This window comes from Robertkochia solimangrovi, assembly GCF_007279655.1.
Classification (GTDB): domain Bacteria; phylum Bacteroidota; class Bacteroidia; order Flavobacteriales; family Flavobacteriaceae; genus Robertkochia; species Robertkochia solimangrovi.
Genome location: NZ_QKWN01000009.1, coordinates 1 through 21346, shown reverse-complemented (window position 1 = coordinate 21346; position 21346 = coordinate 1). Strand labels below are relative to the sequence as shown.

The following is a 21346-nucleotide window of genomic DNA, read 5'->3' as shown; positions in this document are numbered from 1 at the left end:
GGTAAAATTAATCTGATTTAAAATTTCCTTTTTGATGAACAAGATACCAACATTAGAAAGCATGATAAGATCAGCATTGCTTTGAAAAAGATTTTAACCCTACGTCAATAATATCTTTTATTTCCGTGCTGCCTTAAATTCACTCCCCTCATACCATTTTGGAAAATAATCTTCATTCGATAATTTCAATCCTACTTCGAAAAGCAACTGTAAGTCTGCCTGTATTCCGCTCAATTTTGTCGTTGCGGGATCATATTCATCAGAGGGCTGATGGTATTTATGCATTCTGTAATTATCATTGTAAGCTTTGATCTCCTCGATACTGTGATCGAATCCTTCATAAGATCCGGCTGCATACAAGGCCGGAATTCCGATTTTGGCAAAATTGAAATGATCGGATCTGAAGAAATACCCTTTTTCGGCTTCAGGATCGGGAATCACATACCTGCCCTGTTTTTCGGCTGCTTCCTTCGCATATTCATCCATCTCCGAATGACCATACCCGGTAATGGTCAGATCTTTCATTCTTCCCGGGCTGTCAATAGCATCCATATTAATATTTGCGACTGTTTTTTCAGGACTGAAAATAGGGTGTTCGGCATAATATGCAGAACCTAATAGTCCTTGTTCTTCCCCGGTGACTGCGATAAAAACAATGGAACGTTCTGTGGGTTCACTTTTCTTAAACGCTTCCGCTATCGCTAACAGACTGGCAGTCCCGGAGGCATTATCCACCGCTCCATTATAGATCGAATCGCCTTCAATAGCTTTTCCGACTCCGAAATGATCCCAATGTGCTGAGTAGATAATATATTCGTCTTTTCTCTCCGTACCCGGTATCATGGCGACCACATTTTTGGAGACATCCCTTTTAATGGTATTTGTGATTCCTACCGAAACATTCAGTTCTAATGGAATCGGTTTAAAATCTTTATTACGGGCGAGCGCCTTATAATCCTGCCCCTTCATGGAAGAGACATCAAACATTTTTTCGGCACTTTCACCACTGATCCAGGATTCAACATTCAACAGGGGCATATCACTTTCTATGGTGAGTCGGGCTCCGCTCCACCCGGATTCGATCACATTCCATCCATAAGCAGCCGGTTCGGTATCATGGATTATGATTAGTCCGTCAGCTCCCTGACGAGCCGCTTCTTCATATTTATAGGTCCAACGTCCATAATAGGTCATTTCATTCCCTTTGAACAAGGTGGAGTCACCGGATTTAAAACCGGGATCATTGATCAAAACGACCGCTGTTTTTCCTTTCCATTCAATGCCTTCATAATCATTCCATCCATATTCCGGGGCTACGATTCCATACCCCGCAAAAACAAGTTCTGAATTTTGAAGACTAACACTGGTATCGGGTTTATTGGTGGTGGCTACAAAATCCGTAAGGACTTTCAGATTGATATTTCCATTTTCTCCGCTGATCACCATATTTTCGGAAGGTATTCCTGTAATTTCTACCATAGGTACTTCCTGAAAGTAACTCTCGCCATTACCCGGAACTAGTCCGAGCTTCTCAAACTCATCCTTTAAATAATTCACCGTAATAGTTTCCCCTTCCGTAAAGGGTTTTCTCCCCAGAAATTCATCTGACGCCAGGCGCTCAATTTGAAGCCCTATCGTGGACTGATCAACTTCAACCGGTTTTAGGCCTGCTTTTTTACTGTCATTGCAGCTGCTTAAAATTGCTGCGATCATTAAAACGCTAAAATATTTTTTTACCATGAGGAATTTAGATTGTGGTGAGGATTGATTAACGCTTAAAGGGTGTATAAACAATTGCTCATAAATCCTTTACAGCCATCCTAAAGTATGAAATTAATAGAAATATTCTGACAGGGTAAGGTAATAAAAACTTTTAAGTAACTCTATTATACTAATATTCCTGAAAAGAACTGTTTCATTATTCTTTAGATACTTTGATGGATTTTTTATACTATTTAAGGGCCTCTCCAAAATAAATATATATTTAAAATAAGTAGATTACCCAATACCAAGTGCCACATTTAAAAATCTTCCAAAAAAAAACATAACACCCTTATTTTCAGTATATTTACATGGATTTAACAGAAATTAATTCTAATCTCCTTTCCTATGGTAAAGTCTAATTTAATTTCACGGGTCACTTTAATTATTTTAATCACTTTTAGCTGTAAAACAGAAAATAAAGAGGGATTAGCCATTAAAGATTTAGCTGATAAAACAAAGAATCGAACAGAAGTCGTATCAAATCCATTAAAGAATGTTTATTGGGGTGACACGCATAATCATACTGGAAATTCTTTTGACGTATTCTTATTCGGCACTCCCAATTCTTCTCCGGAAATTGCTTACCGATTTGCAAAAGGAGAAGCGGTGGAGAGTCCAACAACTGGTAAACCCTGGCAATTATCGAAACCTTTGGATTTTCTCGTAATTGCCGACCATGCTGAATTGATCGGATCTATTCCTTTAATGTATGAAAACACTCCAGGAATTTCAGATACAAAAACAGGAACAGCGTTTTTAAGAATTGCTCCGGACAAATCGGAAGAAAATATGCAAAAAATCTATGATATCCTGAATTTTGCTGCCTTCGATCAACCTAACGATGCCAACCTGGGAGCAAAAGATCTAATTAACGACTTTGGCGGAGAGAAGGTTAAGGAAGCTTGGACACGCTATATCGAAACAGCTGAAAAACACAATAATCCAGGAAAATTCACTACACTAATCGGGTGGGAATGGTCTTCAAATAACAGTGGTGCTAATCTTCACCGAGTAATATTCATGCCTCAGGATGGAGAAATTGCTAAACAATTTATTCCTTATAGTGCTTTAGACAGCGACAACCCTGAAGATCTTTGGGCATGGCTTGAAGCGACTAGTAAACGAACTGGAGCCGAATTTGTTGCTATACCTCATAACCCAAACATCAGTCTAGGACTGATGTTTCCTGAAACCCGATTAAATGGTGAGCCTGTAGATAAGGCGTATGCCGAAGCCAGAATGAAATGGGAACGCTCTGTAGAGATCACTCAAATTAAAGGTGATTCAGAAACACACCCTGCACTTTCTCCCAATGATGAATTTGCAGATTTTGAAACTTATGATTTTGCATTAACTCCAGAAGGTACACGCCCCGCCCCTACGAAAGCAGATTATGTACGCTCAGGTTTGAAACGCGGGTTGGAACTCGAAAACGAAATTGGTATGAACCCATATAAAATAGGATTTGTAGGAAGTAGCGATTCTCATACGGGGATGTCTGCAATTGAAGAAACAAACTTTGCTGGAAAGGGACAGCATGATTCCGAACCTAAAAAGCGTGCACATCCTACAGGAATAGGATCCTCGAAAGGATGGGATATGGGGGCTGCCGGATGGGTGGGTGTATGGGCTGAGAGCAACACACGTCAAAGTCTGGTAGATGCCTTTCAAAGAAAAGAAGTCTATGCCACCACAGGACCGAGAATGACATTACGTGTATTTGGTGGCTTTAACTTTTCAGAGAGTGACCTCAATGCGGAAATGGTAAAGACTGGTTATGAGAAAGGAGTTCCTATGGGAGGAGATCTGAATAGAACGTCCGAAAGTGTAAATCCAGGATTTTTGATTTCCGCTTTAAAAGACCCTGACGGTGCTAATCTTGATAGAGTTCAGATTATTAAAGGCTGGTTAAAAGCGGATGGTACTTCTGACGAAAAAGTGTATGATATTGCCCTATCTGATAACCGAACCGATGGCAGTGAAAATGTTGGAAACACCGTAGATCTTAAAACTGGAAAATATACAAATACCATAGGAGCAACAGAATTTAAGGTATTTTGGAAAGATCCGGATTTTAATCCTGAACAAAATGCATTTTATTATGTGAGGGTCTTGGAAATTCCAACGCCAAGATATTCTTTATTGGATGCTATCGAATTAGGAATTGATGTTAAAGATACCAATCATCCGGCTACCATTCAGGAAAGAATCTATAGTTCTCCAATTTGGTACAACTCCAAATAAATTTAAAATAATGACGAAAAAAAAATCGAATAGCTTATATAAATCAGTTCATATCGATTTGGTGCGATATTTAAATTTTGTTTAAAATTAAACAGCATCTTATTTGCAAAACGTTGAATAATAACTTTTACGTCAAACGTACTTTCATTTTAAAGTGGAAATTAATCAATTGCCCTATTATCAACGGAAGAAGAAATAATTTAATAGTAAAACCTATCACCAGTAAATACACAATTATAATTCCGAATAGTAGTATCAATATCAGAAGATTTATCCAATAAGCCCAGGTCAACCACCCCTTGTCTAGCCAAATATCCCAGCTATCCTTAGGTTTAATATGGGTTTCCTTGATGAATATCTTCAATAATTGTAGAGAATCCTTATGGTTAACTTTGAAAAATTCAGACTGCATCTCCCGAAGTTCAATTGCATTAGTTTTCGTTTTAATTTTGACTAACATCCCGCTTTCTACAATAATCCCATCTATATCCTCCAAATGGATAGCGTCATAATTTTTAAAATTAAAAAAAAGTTTATCCTTCCATTTAAATACTAATATACTGTCACTTATAGTGATCTGTAATTGACCAAAAGAGAATAAATAAAATAAGAGCATTAAGCTACCAATAGTCGCAATCAGCATAACCACACTTATAAGTTTTGATTCGATTTCACCAGAAAAATGAGCACAGAGCGGTAATACTATTGCAAAAACCAAAATGGATCCTAAAATCCTATTTCGTTTCATCACTTTTAAATGGTAGGTTGTCATACTCGAATTGATTGGATTGAAATAGGCATAGAAACGAAAGCTAATAACATTTTTTCCCTACTAGGATATTAAATTTATCGCTACCTTAATCAATTGGTAAAATACAAAGGAAATCCGGAATATAAGTTCAATTTGGTTTTAGACACTTCAAAAAATATTACAATTATTAAAAGGTCTGAATTCACTGTGAATTTTTATCAAAAGCATTACACACCCTCATTGCAACACTTTTAAATATGAAGTATATTATTCAGCAAAGGTATTGTTCTCAATTCTGATAGCCGATTGCCCATAGAGTGTAAAGGACCTAAAATTATTCTCTTTTTGAAAACTAACCTGCACACCGGTGTTTGAATGAATAAAATCCAGGGCATCTCCCTGAATTGGCACCAATTCATATTGATCGCCATTTGGAAAATAAAGTGAAATAAGTCGCGTGGATTCGTCAAAACCGATGGAAAGATCGATTTGATCATTCCATTTATAGGCACCCGCCAACCCGTTTAAAACTTCATCACTTACCTGTTTACGCTGAACCTCTGTTTGTTTAAAATGCTTCCAGTTATAAATTTGTGATGCTGACAAAAGCAACTCATTCCCAAGATTCCCTCCATTGTCTGAATTGGTTAAATAGACCAAACCATTTCCACTGGTAAGACTAATGGTCATCCCGGTACGATATCCTGCATTCCCTCCATAGTGTGTGATCGCAATTTCATCTCCGGAACGATCCACTATGAAGCCATATACATGCCCGTCGCGTTCCTGGTTTAGTATCGTTCTGATATCATCCTGTGAAAATATCGCGCTATTACCATGATAGGCCTTATAAATTTCAATTAAGAATTTTGCCATATCCGTAGCATTGCTCCATAACCCTGCAGCAGCTTGCTCCGGATGGTTTCTCCAGCCCCCTTCTATCACTTCCCCTGTGTAGGCGTGTCCTTTGGCAACCTGATTAATTTTTGTAGCAGGTAAAGGTTGTGTAAACTCTGAATCGTGCATTCCCACCGGCTCAAGGATCCATTTTTTCATAATCTTTGAGAAGTCCTCCTGATACAGATCCTGTAAGGCCGTTTCCGCTAATGTATAGCCCCCTCCTGAATACAACAATTGTTCATTCGGAGGAGTTATGACTGCTATTGCAGGTGAATTAGCCCCTTCTTTCCCTTCTAAAATATCACGATCAGAAGGAATTGGAAGACTCCTCTCGTATCCCTCATATCCCCCAGCGGTGATCCCGGAGGTATGAGAAAAGATGTTCCGAAAGGTCACGGGATTCTCTTCTGTCTGTTTACCAGCAGGTAACGTATAACGCTGGAGGTATTCCTCAATATCTTTATCAAGGTCTATTTCTCCTGCGCTATGCATGCGTAAAGCCGCCATAAAAGTCACCGGTTTTGACAAGGAAGCGGCCTGAAATATCCTGATGCTATCCGCAATTATTCCATCGGAAAAATCAGGATTCAAATACATTTCTGACCAATCGATCTGTCCCTCCCGAATTACCGCCAGCGATAACGTCGGAATTTTGTAGGCTTTCATTTGATCGGTGATTGTACTCAGCTTTTCAGGTTCTTCCAAAATTTTTACCTGTCCGCGTAACCCACGTTCCAACTGCTCTTTTTCTGTCCCTGATTCCTGGGTTCCTGAGGAACAGGAGGCGATCAGAAACAATACGAAACACTGCAAAATAAATTTATATACCGGTGATTTTAATTGGTCAATCATAATATTTAATCTTCCAGACAATAGATTGTTAACGCAAACGGTCCTGATTTATTCTATTCCTTAAATTCGGTTGCAAATTCATAAAACATATCGGGCCATGAAGTCGATCCGGGAGTGAAGCCGTATTCAAACCCCAACCTTATAAAAATAAGCCTCTTCTGCGGACAGATATATACATATTCACCCTTATTACCCATTGCGAAAAAATCATTGTTGTTTTTCGCTCCGTCGCGAAATTTCCCCCACCATAGATAATTGTAATACGTATTGGTTTCTAATAGAGGATCGTAAAATCCCTCAGGTCTTTGTATGGGCTGTGTTGCCATCGGTATCCAATTTTCCGGTATGACCTGATCCCCCTGGTATTTGCCTTGATTCAGAAACAGCATAGCAAATCTTGCATAATCATAAACTGTACAATTTATACCGCTTTCCATTTTCTCAAACCCAGCTTCATCAAGACTCCAACTGGCTGCCTGGCCTCCCATTCGCTTCCAAAGCCTGTCCTCCATATAAGCAGCAACTGACATGCCCGTAGCTCTTTCCAGAATTAAGCCGAGTAAAAGTGGGTGGTAATTATTATAGTGCCAGTGCATACCCGGTGCCGCTTCAATTCGTACATTATCGAAAGTGGCTTTTCTTAGATCGGGAGATACATAGGTTATATCATCATCAGAAGGAAAGCCTTCACCGGAATATGCAATTCCTGCGCTCATACTTAACAGATCGCTAATGGTGATCCGGGAAAACCGAATGTCCTTCTCCACCAATTCTGGAATATATTCGGTAATCGTATCCGTTACACTTCCAATATACCCATCTGAAATTGCCATTCCGATCAAAGTGCTCACAAAAGATTTGGCAACTGAAAAAGAAGTGAATATCGAGTCTTTAGTATATCCATTAAAATAATTCTCATATAACACCGTGTCATTTTGTAAAACGATAAATGCCGTAGTCTGCGATCGTTCCAATATGGTTTCGAAATCACTATCGGTCTTCAGATTTTGATAATATGAGGTGTTTTCGAACATTTCTTTTACCTTTTCCGGTTGAACGCTATAAGTAAACTTGGCAGGATTTGCCACACCGTTAATATCTCGCTTCCTGAATAGTAAATAATCCATAACTGAAGCATCACCTCCCCTGCATCTGCCCAATAAGGTTGTACGATCAATCTTCGATTTTTTATAACGCAATCTGTCTTCAAGGTTTACCCCTGATAAATTTAAGGGATGTGTTTTATGGATGCCAGTAAGTACTATGGGATGAAATTCACGTATATCTTTCGCATTCGGCCATTGCAGTAATCTGTTGTTTTGTCGATCATGCCGAATAATTTGGAGTGTCATGGTAACGCTGTCTTTGTCCCATTGTACTGGTAATTTTTCAAGAGGAATTTTCATTTCTACAGTGTACGCCTCCTGATTCAAAGCAACCGCCGAAACCCAATCAGACGAAAAAGAAAAGGTCAGATCTCTGGTTGGTGGATTTAAAGACCCATCCAACGCATTACCGGAAGCATCAGCCAGAAATGCGAATGCATTGATCCCATCATTGTAAGTGTCCACACAAAATGCAATCCAGTCATTTTCTAACATTAACTCATTATCCTTTACCAGCGATTTCTGATTCAGATTTGCGATGCTATTAACCTTACAGACAAAGCCCGCATAGAGATTATCTTCATCATAAGTAATATACACCGCTGTATTTTTATAAAGGCCATGCTCATCGAATAACTCCTTTGTCACCAAAGACTTTTGCCAAATGGGTTCATCCAATATTCCGTCAATGGTAATTTCTTGCACATTTCTAATGAGTGTTGATGTATTTGCTAATTGCGCAAAACTATTTGTTGAACAACAGAAAATGAATAGAGATACAATTATGCTGCAAATGGTCTTATCAGAGTTACACTTTTTCAAATCCTGAACTCGAAGTAACATGGCATGGATTTTCATTTTACCTGTATTTTATTTTTTTCAAACTCCTCACTTCTTCTTATTTGTTCTTCCAGATCCCATTCAAAATCAAATCTGGTCTTTAAGAATTCTTCGATTGGCCCCAGCCCTATTTCGGCCCTCCTTTTATCAATATTAACCGGATCGTAAACCGGCCAAATATTGAAACATTTGGTTTCAGGATAATACTTCATTTGTCCCCCGTAAATTTGAAGATCGCCTCGGTCAGTAGCCAGTCGGTCTTCAGCTCTTGCTAATAATCGGGGCGATAAATTCTTATCCCGCACCGCTTGTCGCATCATCGGCAGGTATCTTTTTCTGATCGTAATGCTCGAGTGTTGTAATACATTGCAAATGGTTAGGTTTCCCTGCTCACCGATCAGTGATCGTTCCGGCCATCCCTGATTATCCAGTATAGTTTGAATCTTCTGTTCGTTAAGCGTATGATTTCTATGATAGATAGCGTTTTGTTTTTGAAATTCTTCAGACTCAAAACCATAGACCTTCCCAATTGAATCTCTCAATCGAATAGGTTCCTGTTCGGTATTCCAAATGGTATCCAAAACTTTTATCAGCTGTGGCTCATTTCCTGTAGTTTCGTCTTTAACATGGGAAGGACTTTCTTTATTTCCCTGAGCACAGGAAGCCAGTACAAAAAACAACAACCTAAAAATTCGGTATGATACCTTTATCCTTAAATTACACATAACAGTCAGTTTTTGGGCGGTTTATAGATTTGAACGGCCTTTTTAATTACTTTCATCTGGGTTTGAATGGAATTTCGCCTTCGGTAAACACTCTTGGTCTTAAAGGCCAAAACCACATCGATATTGGGATATACCGTTATATTTTGTCCTAAAGCACCCTGAGCAGAGTAAGCATCCTTCAATCGGTAATCATCGGTATTCTCTATGAGCCACCACATATAACCATACCCCAGATCTAAACCATCTTCTTTAAGGATCGGGGCACTTTTCTGAGCCTCGGTAAATGAAGTCCATTGTCGGGTTATCTCATGAATCCATCTTTCAGAAATCAACTGTTGATCATTCCACTTTCCTTTTCTAAGCATTAGCAAACCTATACGCGCCATGTCTCTGGTGGAAAACCACATATGATATGCAGGAAATTTCGAGACTTTTTCATTAACCGTTTTCTGTTGAAGTGATTTATCCCAATCCTGCATATGCAGTGGGTTGGCCAATTGTTCTTCTACGGCATCATATATATTTCGATGGGTTTCGTGCTCAAAGATGTACCCTGCAACATTGAAATCCCAATTATTATAAAGCCAGTGTGACCCTGGTGCTACGGAACCTCTTTCAGGAGCAAAATTTCGAAGATCACCACCATTTGACGCTTCTAAATAAATTCCTGACCTGGCAGAAATAAGATCCTTGACCGTAGCTTTCTTTTCAATCGGAAGCAGAGGAGACACATCATTTATTTGAAGTTCGCCCAAAGTTTTGTCGAGTGCTATCGTACCATTTTCAACAAAGGGCCCGTAAAGCATGGCAAGAACACTCTTTCTACAGGATGCGATATAACTATTTTCCTGTATATCTCCATACTCTATTACTATAGCTCCTTTATGAATTATCAGCAAACCGGTGATATTGGAACTGTCAATGATAAATCTTCTAAATTCAGTAAGTGCATTTTCAGACCACCCATCGCTGGCGGGGTTCTGATTGATGTTCCAGGTTTCTCCGGGATAGATTTGTGCTTCCGTAGTACAACTGAATAACAGAAACTGACAAATGAGTAAGGATAGTAAAAAGTTGGCCGGCTTCATCGATCACGTGATATTTGATAAAATTTTCTGTAAGGTTCTATCCAGTTGTATCAATTCCTCTTCACTTATACCTGCGAAAGCCGTCTTCCTGTTCGCCGCAATCACGGGTTCCAATCTCGACAGGATATCTTTGCCTTTAGCAGTGATCTCGAGTTTAAATTTTCTTCGGTCTTCGGTATTGATCGATCTTTTGAGAAAATCCTTTTTGACCATAAGATCGATCATTCGCGTAATGGATGCTGTGTCTTTAAAAACAAGTTCGGCTATTTCCGTCTGACTCAATTCAGGGGAACTGTTCAGATATTGTAAGATCAATTTTTGATCCACCGTTATATCGTCTACTACCCTGGAAAAATTTCTATTCGAAAATTTCCGGTAGCTTTTAATAGTTCTTTCTATGGTGTAGAAAACTGTTTTTGGAGGTACATTCATCCTTTTTATTTGATACAAATATAATTGATATATCAAATATATAAGAATTATAAGTAATCCGAAAAGAAAAATAAACTTTAGATGATTCTATTTGTCAAATGACAAAAACTCATTGTTTCAGGTTTCCTAACTTTATCCTATGGAACAACTCATCGATTATATATTGCAGTTCGGTACTTTGAACAAAAACCAAATTGAGCTGGTTTTAGACAAAACTACGATCACCGATCTGCCAAAGGATGCTTATTTTGCAGAAGCAGGTAAGTCCTTTAAGCACCGTGGATTTATCCTGGAAGGCGTTTTACGAATTTGCTATTATAATAACCAGGGGGAGGAGATCACCAAATATTTCATAGAAGAAAATCACTTTATTGCCAATCCTTATGACGAAGAACATATCAGTGAATACATTCAGGCTGCCACCGATTGTAAGCTGCTAATCTTCAGTTCTAAGGATTGGAAGGAATTATCCGATACGATCATTGACTGGGAAAGCATTATAAACAAAATATACCGCAAAGCTATGATGGAAAAAATGGATCGGAGAAGTTCCCTGGTTTCGGAAGATGCCACCACACGGTATCTGTCATTTTTGGAAAAATTCCCCACGTTGATCAATCGCATCCCGCTCTCCTATGTGGCTTCCTATTTAGGAATGACCCAATCTTCTCTTAGTAGAATTCGAAAGAATATCCGCTAATATGCTTTTTGCCATATGGCAAAAAATGTCTCATGAAGTTACCGCAACTTTGTACGAATCCATTAAATAAGTTGACTCATGAATATTAAGAAGACGATTACCATCGGTGCAAATACGAAAAACCCATTAACGGTTAAACGATTTGGATATGGAACCATGCGACTTACCGGAGCCCATATCTGGGGGGAGCCTGAAAACAGAGAAGAAGCTCTGGAAATATTAAAAGTAACTTCTGAAAATGGCATTCACTTTTTGGATACTGCCGATTATTACGGAGAAGATGTGACGAATCGCTTAATTGCGGAAGCCTTGTATCCCTATGAAAAAGACCTGGTCATTTGCACTAAGGTAGGTGCAGACAGAGGTCCCGATAAAAGCTGGAGGGTCTTTGACAAACCGGAGAATTTACGAACTAGTATCGACAATAATTTAAAGACGCTAAAGATCGATCAGGTGCAACTGGTGCATTTTCGTGTCATGCCGGGTACAGCAACCCCTTTTGAGGAATCGATGCAAGCCATGTTCGATATGCAAAAGGAAGGAAAGATACTGCATGTAGGATTGAGTAATGTATCGCCAGCAGAATTGAAGTCTGCACTTTCCATGGGAAATGTAGCCAGTGTGGAAAATGCATTCGGCTATGAGCAACGCAACAGTTTTTCTGCCTTTGGTCAGGAAGTAAGAGGATTGCAAGAAGTGATGGATATCTGCACCGAACATAACATTCCGATGATTCCCTTTTTCTCACTGCAATCTTCATTACCCAAACAGGAAAACAAAATTGCAGCAGTTGCTAATAAGTATAACGTAACCCCGGCTCAGCTTAATTTAGCCTGGTTATTGCATTATAATGAGCTGATCCTACCGATTCCCGGCACTTCAAAACTCGCTCATTTTAAAGAGAACATCAAAGCATTCGATATAGTTCTCTCCGAAGAAGATATGAAGTTTTTAGGCTAGTCACAAACCAAAGCTGACCACAGAAATCCGAATAAATATATATTCGGATTTTTTTTTGCTCTTCACGGATATGATTTCCTCCTATTACAGACATTTCTCTTACTTAATTCATTCCCATCAAATAAAGTCATCCTTTTTCGTGCGCTGTATAAAATTTATCCCACCATGTTGTTCATATTTTAACTATATTAGATAATATACTGATAATCAACACAACGAAATAATGCTTCTCAGGAGCCTCGTATTTGCTAAAAAACACCAATTTCCATTAAGTTTAAAAATCCAGAACCAAATGCGCAATCAAAGGAATCAAATACATGGTTCAGATATATCATCTATATCGAATAGCCTAAGTTCATTATTATCCCTTCGCCTACCGGGGTAATTTCAGTAAAAATATAGCCTGATCCAATCCTAAATTTAGCTCCTACTCCGGCATTGATGGCAAAGTTCCCAAAAACTTCCTTTTCTTCCCCAACTAACTGATACTCCTTCACGACATAATCTTTATGAATATTAACTTCATACCCTAAACCTATATGGCAATACGGTATGATATTTTTAAATGGATACTGATACCGAAATCCTAAAGGTAGAATCTTATAACTTTGAGCGCTGTAATTTTTATAAAAGTTAGCAGATTCAATTTCCAGTTCCTTGTTTTTATCGCTCCAGGAACTATAGATTAAACCATACATAAATAACAATCGATGTGTTCGCTCTAAACTGGTTTTATAACCATATAAACCTACTCTAAAATTAAGGTCATCATATAGGGGAACTCCGGCAAACAAATCAATGTGAAATTTGGTACGTTCTTTATAACTGTATGCAGGAAATTCAGGTTCAAAATTCAGATTATACTGATAAATATCCTTAGCAATATCTTTTTCAGAATATTTCAAAGAATTACCTTTTGAAGAAAATTGATTTTGATCTCCTTTCAAACTGGCTATTTGAAGCTTATAAGTCTGATCGTATTTATTGTATTTTGTACCCTCCTTTTTAACCTCGCTTACTTTCGGTGGAACAATTTGAATTTGCTCCATCGATTCATTATTCTTCATAATAAATTCTAGCTCCCGGTTTTTACTATGAAGCCAACTAAACAGATCTATTTTACCCCTAACCACATTTTTTGCGAAAATATAAATACTGTCCTCAGTTTTATTTAAAGAATTTTCATTCTTAACCTTGATACTTTTAAATGTTCTTCCATTTTCATACCTGAAACCTATAAGATTAAAAGCAGGATAATTTACCTCGGTTCCTTTTTCATCAGTCCTTTTAAAATCTATACTATTGACCAGTTTATCATCGGTTGTATTCTTTATATGGCCAAATATTGTATCTCCTTCAGTGCTGATAATATATCCGGGAAGATAATTATTTTGGGCATTCAAACCCGGGACAAACAAGCAAATGGAAATAATTGAAATTAAAAATTTAAGTCTCATTTTATATAAACACGGTTAATTTTAATCTTTTTTCACCGTAAGTCCAATCATGCAATTCCTGAATATTTCATCTTCTATTTGATCAAAAATCTATGGAATAAAACTAAATTCAGTTAACCAACATTGATCGTAAATGCATTTTTTGGAACGAGCATAAATATATAAAATTGGAAATATATAATATATTTACTACACTATTTTTAAGATTATTATTTCATAATAACATTTTCAAGTTGGCGATGAAATTTAATTTGGTCGCACTCACCTCTTATAGTACTTTTGCAAAAAAGTAACATCAGGATTTACAAAGCATCGTTTCTACCGTTCAATTTTCAATATTTTGACCGTAAGGAACTTAAAAAATTATGGCTATAAATCCATGCAAACGAACCTAACTACAATAAACATTACATTGCCCTTTATTATGAATTACACTTTAAAATCAATTTTTGGATTTCTCATACTATTAACGGTTAACACGGCTTATGGCCAGTTATACAAGAATAACATCCGCCAATACAAAGTACATTTGTCTACGGAAGGGGAAGATTTGATCGAAACGGGAAACCTGATCTCAGCCGATTCCATGAGCACCACTTTTAAAGATAAAGGCTATGGGCCGGTCGCGGTAAATCTTGGATCTATGAGAAAGAAAGAACTGAGTCCGTCAAAGATCTATGATCTCGTTTCAGAGGCTACCGTTATTGTATCTTCCGTAGGAAGATGTGGTGAGTTGAATGCACGTGGTGAAGAATGCAAACGCATCCACACCTATCCCGCATCCGGTTATATCATCGATGCTGAAGGAATCGTTGTTACCAATTATCATGTGGCCAACGGTTATGTCACCAAATACAATAAAGATTCCAGAGAGGGATTCCTTGTGATGATGAAAGATGGAACCACCTATCCGGTGACCGAGATCCTGAGCGCTGATAAATCTAATGACCTGGCGATCCTGAAGATAGACACCAGGGGTGCTAAACTTCCTGCCTTACACGTTGCCACCAAAGATGCGGAAATTGGAGATCCTGTTTACATTGTAAGTCATCCAAAGGGTTATTTCTATGCCTTTTCTTCCGGCATGGTGACCGATAAGTTCAGTGATATCAATGCTCTGCAATACAGAAATGTGATGGCGATCTCTGCCGATTTCGCAGCAGGTTCCAGCGGTGCAGCCATCATCGACCAATACGCGAATGTGATCGGTACCGTCACCTACACCAAAACGTTACAACACTCAGACGATGCTACCAAAACACAAATGGTACTTAAAGCCACGATTCCGGTATCCAGTCTATTAAAACTGATCAAAGAAGGGAATTAATCCAATTTTAGTGACACTAATGATATTAATGCCAATAGTTACACTAGAGTCATTAATATCATTAATGTCACCTATATCACTTATATAGTGCCCATTTTTCCAGGATATCCGTCTCTCGCATTAATACGGAATCCGGTTTCTCCTCGAACTGATTTCTCCGTTCTTCGGGAAGACTTTCCCACCAGTCATAGATCTCACCGACAGTCTCTTTCAAAGGTCTGAATGTGAGACCGTTTCTGATCGCTTTTTCGTTATCAACCCTTGATGAACCATAATTCTTGCCTTCCGGCATAATCCAGGGAACCAGATAGAGTACTTGGTTTGCCTTTAAAAATTCATAATCATCGATCTGAACAAGGGTAGATTCAGCTTCGAATGCTGTACTTGCTTCTTCTACGAACTCCATCATAGATTGCGGTTTTTCCGGACCTACGGCGTTGAAGGTTCCGGTGATCTTTTCCTCCGCCAATCGGATCATCCATTCCGCTACATCCCTTACATCGATATATTGTACCGGATCTGTGGTTTTTCCGGGAACCATCACCTCCCCTCCCTTAGCAAGTCTTACCGGCCAATAAATAAAACGGTCGGTTTTATCTCCGGGTCCAACCATATAGGTGGGGCGTACTATAATCGACCGATCCTTTCCAAAGGCTTTGATGGCCTCCTGTTCAGAATTCGCTTTCATTACCCCGTACCAGTATTCGATCTTTTCATCTTCATCCTCGATATTTTCCGGTTCGGTCATCAAAACTTCAGTATCTTCTTTGAAATTCTCATTCATATATGGGTAATATACCCCTGTGGAAGAAGTATACAAATATAGTGAGGCACGGTCTTTTAAAAGTTCAGCCGATTTTTTTGTCCATTCCACATTTCTTCCAGAGTTGTCGATCACCAGATCCCATTGACCATTTTCAAGGGCGGTCAGATCATTCTCGCGATCTCCGATCAATTGTTCGACCTTATCGAAAAGTTCTACATGAATGGTCGGTTCCGTCTTACCCCGGGTAAAAGTACTCACCTGATGACCCCGTGATAAGGCATAGGCGATCTGATGTGGCCCCAGAAAACTGGTGCCTCCAAGTATTAAAATCTTTAATTTTTTAGAGGTCTCGTCCTGAGCTTCCTTTTTTTCCTTGTTTCCTGTTAAGCAGGCAGTCAGTATCGTAGAAGATAAGGGAAGTCCCAATCCGAACAGAACCCCGTTTCTTACAAATTTTCTGCGGCTATTTTCTTTTTTCATCAGTTAGGTGTTATGGGTTACAGGTTACGTGTTACAGGTTACGAATAACCTGATAACCTGTTTCACCAAATATCTGAAAAAAAAAACCGTGAAAACAAAAGTTATCACGGTTCGGGTTTGAATATTGCTTACGAAAGAATTATTTCTTTGCAGCCAAATAAAGTTTTTCTACTGCTGTCCAGTCAACTACATTCCAGAATGCCTCGATATAATCCGGTCTTTTATTCTGGTAGTTCAGGTAATACGCATGTTCCCATACATCTAATGCAAGGATGGGAGTACCCTGGTCAGGAGCAACATCCATTAACGGATTATCCTGATTAGGTGTTGAAGTAACTTTCAACTCGTTATTGCTATCTAAGATCAACCAGGCCCATCCGGAACCGAATCGCGTTGCTGCAGCAGCGGCAAAGCTATTTTTAAGTTCTTCAATAGAGCCAAAGGCACTTTCGATCGCCGATGACAATTCACCTGCAGGTAACTCACCTTTAACCGGTGTCAGAATACTCCAGAAAAGACTATGATTGTAATGTCCGCCTCCATTGTTTCTAATTCCAACCGGTAGTTTTGAAATTTCAACGAAAAGTTCCTCTACAGAGGATACTTCAATTCCTTCTTTTTCAAGGGCGGCATTCAGATTGTTTACATAACCCTGATGATGTTTTGAGTGATGGATCTCCATCGTTTTGGCATCGATATATGGTGCCAAGGTGTCATAACTATACGCTAATTCCGGCAATTTAAAGTTCATAATGTGTAATTTTATATTAAAAGACTTATAAATACCATACAAAGATAGTACATTTGTATTTTAAACCAAATAAACACTTTGTTTATTATGAATAAATTAATAAGGGATAGTCAGCAAGCCATTCACATTCTGAAGAACAACGGAGAAAGAACCCTAAAGGAACTGGCCGATGAACTCGGAATAACAACGGAAGGAGCGCGTTTCCAATTATTAAAACTTGCCGGAGAGGGATTCGTAAAGTCTGAAAGTCGCGCCATTGGAAGAGGCCGACCTCAGCAATTCTGGTCCCTGACCCAACGGGGTCATTCCCTTTTTCCCGATTCCCATACGGAACTATCGATACGATTGATCACCAAAATAAAGGAAGAACTGGGTGAAGAGGCCCTGACCAAATTGATCGCTTCCAACGGTCGTGATAACCTGAGAAACTATCGCATTGTAATTACTGAAGGAGATGCCTTGGAGTCTAAAATTCAAAAACTGGCCACCCTGAGAGATCAGGAAGGTTATATGGCCCATTTTGAAAAGAATGATGACGGAAGCTACCTCTTCATCGAAAATCATTGCCCTATCTGTGCAGCCGCTACCCTGTGTCAGGGATTCTGCAGTACAGAGCTCAATACATTCCAATCGATCCTTGGCCCTGACGTTCATGTTAAACGCATCGATCATATACTTTCCGGTGCACGCCGATGTGCTTATATCATCGAAAATAAAGCTTAAAGGGTACGCTGAATTCAGACCGAAAATCCAATTATGAATTACATTTATACCATGATACCTGTGTTTCAATTGTTGCGATCCGGGAATCACGAAATATCTCCTTTTAAAAGCAACAAACTTGACCTATTTCTTTTTATAATAATCCTGTAGAATATAAAAAGCTTTTTTCTTTTCTCCTTTCTCAGAGATCAGTCCTTTTCGGTTCCATCCATCCTGGATCTCGGGCAATTGACGTAAAGGAGATCTGAAATCTACCAGTATCCAAGGAGCCATTCCTGTTAATCCATCGATCTTATCGAACATAGCCAGACTTTCCATATACAGATATTCCTGGAATTCTTCACTCCATCTTGTTTCCTTATCGGCATAGAATCCTTTCAAGGCACCACCACCAAATTCACTGACGATCACGGGCTTTTCTGCACCGAATTCAAATGACTTTTTTCGGGTCTCCTCAGGAGCACCACCATACCATCCCAAATATTCATTAAGGCTAATAATATCTAATTTTTCGATCAGGGGATCGTTATACGTATATACACTATCCGGATGTCCATCCAGTTCCTGGTCCTTCTTAATCGCTGCAGATAATAACCGGGTATCATCGATCGAACGGATATGGTCTGCCAATTCACCCAAAAATTCATTTCTGGCCGGAATGGAAGCCGTTTCATTCGCAATAGACCAAATAATCTCTTCTATGTTAATGGATAATAAAATAACCATGAATGAAGCAACCCAGGATACTGTGGGTCAATCCATCGCCTTTATGAACCAGCAAATTTCACAAACGCTGAAAGTAGAAGATCTTGCCGGTGAACGCAGCTTATCCGTTTCCCGCTATTCTGAGATCTTCAAAAAAAAGACTGGCTTTTCTGCCATCCATTATTTCAATAAATTAAAGATCGAGAAATCTTGTCAGTATCTTTATTTTACCGATATGACGGTAAAAGAAGTAAGTCAGCTCTTCGGTTTTGATGATCCTTACTATTTCACAAGGCTCTTTAAAAAGGTAATGGGGATACCTCCAAGCCAGTATCGATACCTGTATAAGAATAAGAATTTTGAATAGGTGCAAAAGAAACCTCCCGGAATTCAAATGTTAGCAGTACTAAAAATGATCAGATTTTTTTTGAAGGATGTCACCCGGCTCCACAAAATTTGCGTCCTTATAATAGATCAATGGTTTAAACGCATTGGATTTTTAAAATAAACCCGCTATTTTAATAATTAAGAAAGAAATACATGCATAAAATATCTACATTCATTCTGATCCTTTTCTCTGCCTTTACTATGTCCTACGCACAGGGAATCGATTTTAAACATATGCCATTCGAGGACGCGCTCACCCAGGCGAAAGCAGAGGATAAACTAATTTTTATCGATTTCTATACGGAATGGTGTGGACCCTGTAAAAAACTTGCAGCAGGTCCTTTCAAGGAGGAAGGCAATGGAGAATTCTACAATAAACACTTTATCAGTTTAAAACTCGATGCTGAAAAGGAAGGTAAAGGGGCGGCATTAAGATACCACGTTACTGCCTATCCTACCCTGATCTTCGTAAATGGTGACGGAGAGATCGTGCATCAAACCGTTGGTATTACGGTAGGTGATGACATGATCGGATTTGGGAAAGAGGCGATGAATGCTTCCAACGCTAAATATAGCTGGGCAAAACTACAGGAAATGTTTCCTGAGAAACAAGATGACGAGGTATTTTTGAAACTTTACATGGAAAAGATGGAAGAATTCGGAGCAGATCCTTCACCGGGTATCGATGCCTGGCTCAAAGTTCAGACTGAGTTTACCGAGACCGATCCTGAAATGATGGAGTTCCTGATGAAGAGACAATATGAGATCTATGTAGGAACAAAGGCGGAAGAGATCTACAATACCAATTTAGACCACTATTTAAGCCTTAGTAACGAATATCAAAGAAAAAATTTGACACGTCTTCGCCGATCTATGCTCCTGAGATCTGTGAAAAAGGCCCGCAGAAATGAAGATGCTGAAATGATGCGTGTGATCATCGATCGCCTTCAGCAATATGATATAAAACCGAGATCAGAAGATGATATAAATACGTTTAAAATGGACCTTTACCGGTTTTCCAATGATTATGATTCGTTTAAAAGACTTGCTGAAAAGTATGTGGATAGTCTGATCCAGCTTAAATCGATCAGAGCGATTAAAAAAGAAGATGCGGATTACTATGCACTTTACTCAAAAAACAAGGAATTTGGACAAAATCCAACAACCGATGTCATGCTTCAAAAGTATAAAGAAGGTAGAATCGCAAGTGACATCGTCGAATTGATAGTCACGACTGCCCAGCATTATTTTGATCATGCAGAAACTAAAAAAGAATTTAAAATTCTGGAAGACTGGGTTGACTATTGTTATAAATTAATTCCCGAGAGTTATTTTACAGACAATCTGAAAGCAGATATATTGTTTAAAGAAGGTAAGGTTGAAAAAGCGATCCAACTCAAAACCACAGCAATAGAAAATATGCCTTTCACGGTCAAGAAAAAGGTGAATTATAAATATGAACTGGAATTGATGAAGCAAAATCAAAGCTAACTTTCCAAAAAATTTCACCAAAGAAATTCCAAATTTAAAAGCCTAGGCTACTGACCTGACTTTCAGAACTTGTTTCAAATGGTCTTTAGTTCTGACATCAAATATTCCGGTGATCTCAAGATCATCAGCGGTGGACTGGAACTGCTTTAGTGCGGTTTCAGTCTTTACTCCAAAAACACCATCAGAGGTTCCGCAATTATGCCCTAGTTCATTCAGTGACTGTTGTAAACGCATCACAGAATCTCCGGTATCGCCCTTGCGAAGTACAGCCTTTCCAAAGGTTGCATCCTCCAGCAATCGCAACCTGCGAAACCCCAATAAAGTGTTCGCCGGTCTGGCTGTGATCGACACCTGGTCACCCTGATTTCCCCCAAGGCAATAAATTCTGGACAGATCCCTTGAAAAACCGGTAAAGAAACCTACATGTCCAAATTTTGATTCAAGGCTTTTACGCCAGAAAACTACAATATCTCCTGGTTCCGGGCTCTCGATCTGACTCCCAACGTTTAACCACGAACGCGCTAAAAGATCACCAGATCTTTCAAATCCCGATTTAAAGGCTACCCAATTTGCAAACAAACTACACCAGGCGATCGTGTCCGACGTATAGTGCTTAAATCCGCAGTCTTCCGCATATTTCAATATATCCGGATTAGATCCCGATCCTGCGATTTCTTTGACTCCTATCTGACTTGAGGCGATCTTTATCAGTTCAGACATAACTTAACTTTTTAATTCACCCCTGAAGGTACACATCCTATTATGCCGATAAAAGAGGAACATTCCCTGTTTTTATCGGGGAATTTTACGGGACAAGGAGGTAGGATTCGAATTGTATATGGTAAGTTTTAAGTGGTGAGTTAAGTTACAAATTGAGAATTGAGAATTGAGAATTGA

The 21346-nt window shown here is 38.9% G+C and carries 19 protein-coding genes; 7 read left to right on the top strand and 12 right to left on the bottom strand.

Features of this window, described 5'->3' with window-relative positions; translation table 11 throughout:
* Positions 1-117 precede the first annotated feature (117 nt).
* Positions 118-1713: a M28 family metallopeptidase gene (locus DMZ48_RS12945; protein ID WP_242009201.1), complete on the bottom strand. Its 1596-nt coding sequence runs from the start codon at positions 1711-1713 to the stop codon at positions 118-120.
* 396 nt (positions 1714-2109) lie between these two features.
* On the opposite strand from DMZ48_RS12945, the gene DMZ48_RS12940 reads away from it, so the two are divergent.
* A complete protein-coding gene (locus tag DMZ48_RS12940; protein ID WP_143955582.1) occupies positions 2110-4008 on the top strand; it encodes a DUF3604 domain-containing protein in 1899 nt (632 codons plus the stop codon).
* Between the two features lie 127 nt (positions 4009-4135).
* Here DMZ48_RS12940 and DMZ48_RS12935 read toward each other — a convergent pair whose 3' ends face one another.
* The 6 genes from DMZ48_RS12935 to DMZ48_RS12910 all read right to left on the bottom strand — a co-directional run bounded on the left by DMZ48_RS12935 (position 4136) and on the right by DMZ48_RS12910 (position 10702).
* The gene (locus DMZ48_RS12935; protein ID WP_143955581.1) at positions 4136-4780 is read right to left on the bottom strand and encodes a hypothetical protein; all 645 of its coding nucleotides are present in this window, start codon (positions 4778-4780) and stop codon (positions 4136-4138) included.
* A 246-nt stretch (positions 4781-5026) separates the two neighbouring features.
* Entirely contained in the window at positions 5027-6511 is a 1485-nt protein-coding gene (locus tag DMZ48_RS12930) for a serine hydrolase domain-containing protein (protein ID WP_143955580.1), read from the bottom strand.
* A gap of 53 nt (positions 6512-6564) precedes the next feature.
* Positions 6565-8322 (bottom strand): serine hydrolase, encoded by a 1758-nt coding sequence (locus DMZ48_RS12925; protein ID WP_162558717.1) that lies wholly within the window; start codon positions 8320-8322, stop codon positions 6565-6567.
* A gap of 149 nt (positions 8323-8471) precedes the next feature.
* On the bottom strand, positions 8472-9137 hold the full coding sequence (locus tag DMZ48_RS12920) for a DUF6624 domain-containing protein (protein ID WP_242009200.1): 666 nt from the start codon (positions 9135-9137) through the stop codon (positions 8472-8474).
* Between the two features lie 50 nt (positions 9138-9187).
* Entirely contained in the window at positions 9188-10270 is a 1083-nt protein-coding gene (locus DMZ48_RS12915) for a serine hydrolase domain-containing protein (RefSeq protein ID WP_143955578.1), read from the bottom strand.
* 3 nt (positions 10271-10273) lie between these two features.
* Positions 10274-10702: a MarR family winged helix-turn-helix transcriptional regulator gene (locus DMZ48_RS12910; RefSeq protein ID WP_143955577.1), complete on the bottom strand. Its 429-nt coding sequence runs from the start codon at positions 10700-10702 to the stop codon at positions 10274-10276.
* Between the two features lie 139 nt (positions 10703-10841).
* Between DMZ48_RS12910 and DMZ48_RS12905 the strand changes: the two genes are divergently transcribed.
* Positions 10842-11402, top strand: a complete 561-nt coding sequence (locus DMZ48_RS12905) for a Crp/Fnr family transcriptional regulator (protein WP_143955576.1) — start codon at positions 10842-10844, stop codon at positions 11400-11402.
* Between the two features lie 78 nt (positions 11403-11480).
* A complete protein-coding gene (locus tag DMZ48_RS12900; RefSeq protein WP_143955575.1) occupies positions 11481-12362 on the top strand; it encodes an aldo/keto reductase in 882 nt (293 codons plus the stop codon).
* Positions 12363-12697: 335 nt separating this feature from the next.
* Here DMZ48_RS12900 and DMZ48_RS12895 read toward each other — a convergent pair whose 3' ends face one another.
* Positions 12698-13819 carry a hypothetical protein gene (locus DMZ48_RS12895; protein ID WP_143955574.1) on the bottom strand — a complete coding sequence of 374 codons (1122 nt, stop codon included), beginning with the start codon at positions 13817-13819 and terminating at the stop codon, positions 12698-12700.
* 424 nt (positions 13820-14243) lie between these two features.
* On the opposite strand from DMZ48_RS12895, the gene DMZ48_RS12890 reads away from it, so the two are divergent.
* Entirely contained in the window at positions 14244-15146 is a 903-nt protein-coding gene (locus DMZ48_RS12890; protein WP_162558716.1) for a S1 family peptidase, read from the top strand.
* A gap of 76 nt (positions 15147-15222) precedes the next feature.
* On the opposite strand, the gene DMZ48_RS12885 is transcribed toward DMZ48_RS12890, so the two are convergent.
* A complete protein-coding gene (locus DMZ48_RS12885) occupies positions 15223-16392 on the bottom strand; it encodes an NAD-dependent epimerase/dehydratase family protein (protein ID WP_143955572.1) in 1170 nt (389 codons plus the stop codon).
* Between the two features lie 139 nt (positions 16393-16531).
* Positions 16532-17143, bottom strand: coding sequence for a superoxide dismutase (locus DMZ48_RS12880; protein WP_242009199.1), 612 nt, complete (start codon positions 17141-17143; stop codon positions 16532-16534).
* Between the two features lie 87 nt (positions 17144-17230).
* On the opposite strand from DMZ48_RS12880, the gene DMZ48_RS12875 reads away from it, so the two are divergent.
* Positions 17231-17866, top strand: coding sequence for a helix-turn-helix transcriptional regulator (locus tag DMZ48_RS12875; protein ID WP_143955571.1), 636 nt, complete (start codon positions 17231-17233; stop codon positions 17864-17866).
* A 123-nt stretch (positions 17867-17989) separates the two neighbouring features.
* On the opposite strand, the gene DMZ48_RS12870 is transcribed toward DMZ48_RS12875, so the two are convergent.
* Positions 17990-18592 (bottom strand): glycoside hydrolase family 2 TIM barrel-domain containing protein, encoded by a 603-nt coding sequence (locus DMZ48_RS12870; RefSeq protein ID WP_143955570.1) that lies wholly within the window; start codon positions 18590-18592, stop codon positions 17990-17992.
* Between DMZ48_RS12870 and DMZ48_RS12865 the strand changes: the two genes are divergently transcribed.
* Together DMZ48_RS12865 and DMZ48_RS12860 are read left to right on the top strand one after the other, a co-directional pair.
* On the top strand, positions 18591-18938 hold the full coding sequence (locus tag DMZ48_RS12865) for a helix-turn-helix domain-containing protein (RefSeq protein ID WP_162558715.1): 348 nt from the start codon (positions 18591-18593) through the stop codon (positions 18936-18938). The genes DMZ48_RS12870 and DMZ48_RS12865 overlap by 2 nt on opposite strands.
* 173 nt (positions 18939-19111) lie before the next feature.
* Entirely contained in the window at positions 19112-20449 is a 1338-nt protein-coding gene (locus DMZ48_RS12860) for a thioredoxin family protein (RefSeq protein ID WP_143955568.1), read from the top strand.
* A gap of 42 nt (positions 20450-20491) precedes the next feature.
* Here the strand turns inward: DMZ48_RS12860 and DMZ48_RS12855 are convergent, their stop codons facing one another.
* A complete protein-coding gene (locus DMZ48_RS12855; RefSeq protein WP_143955567.1) occupies positions 20492-21169 on the bottom strand; it encodes a C40 family peptidase in 678 nt (225 codons plus the stop codon).
* Between the last annotated feature and the right edge of the window lie 177 nt (positions 21170-21346).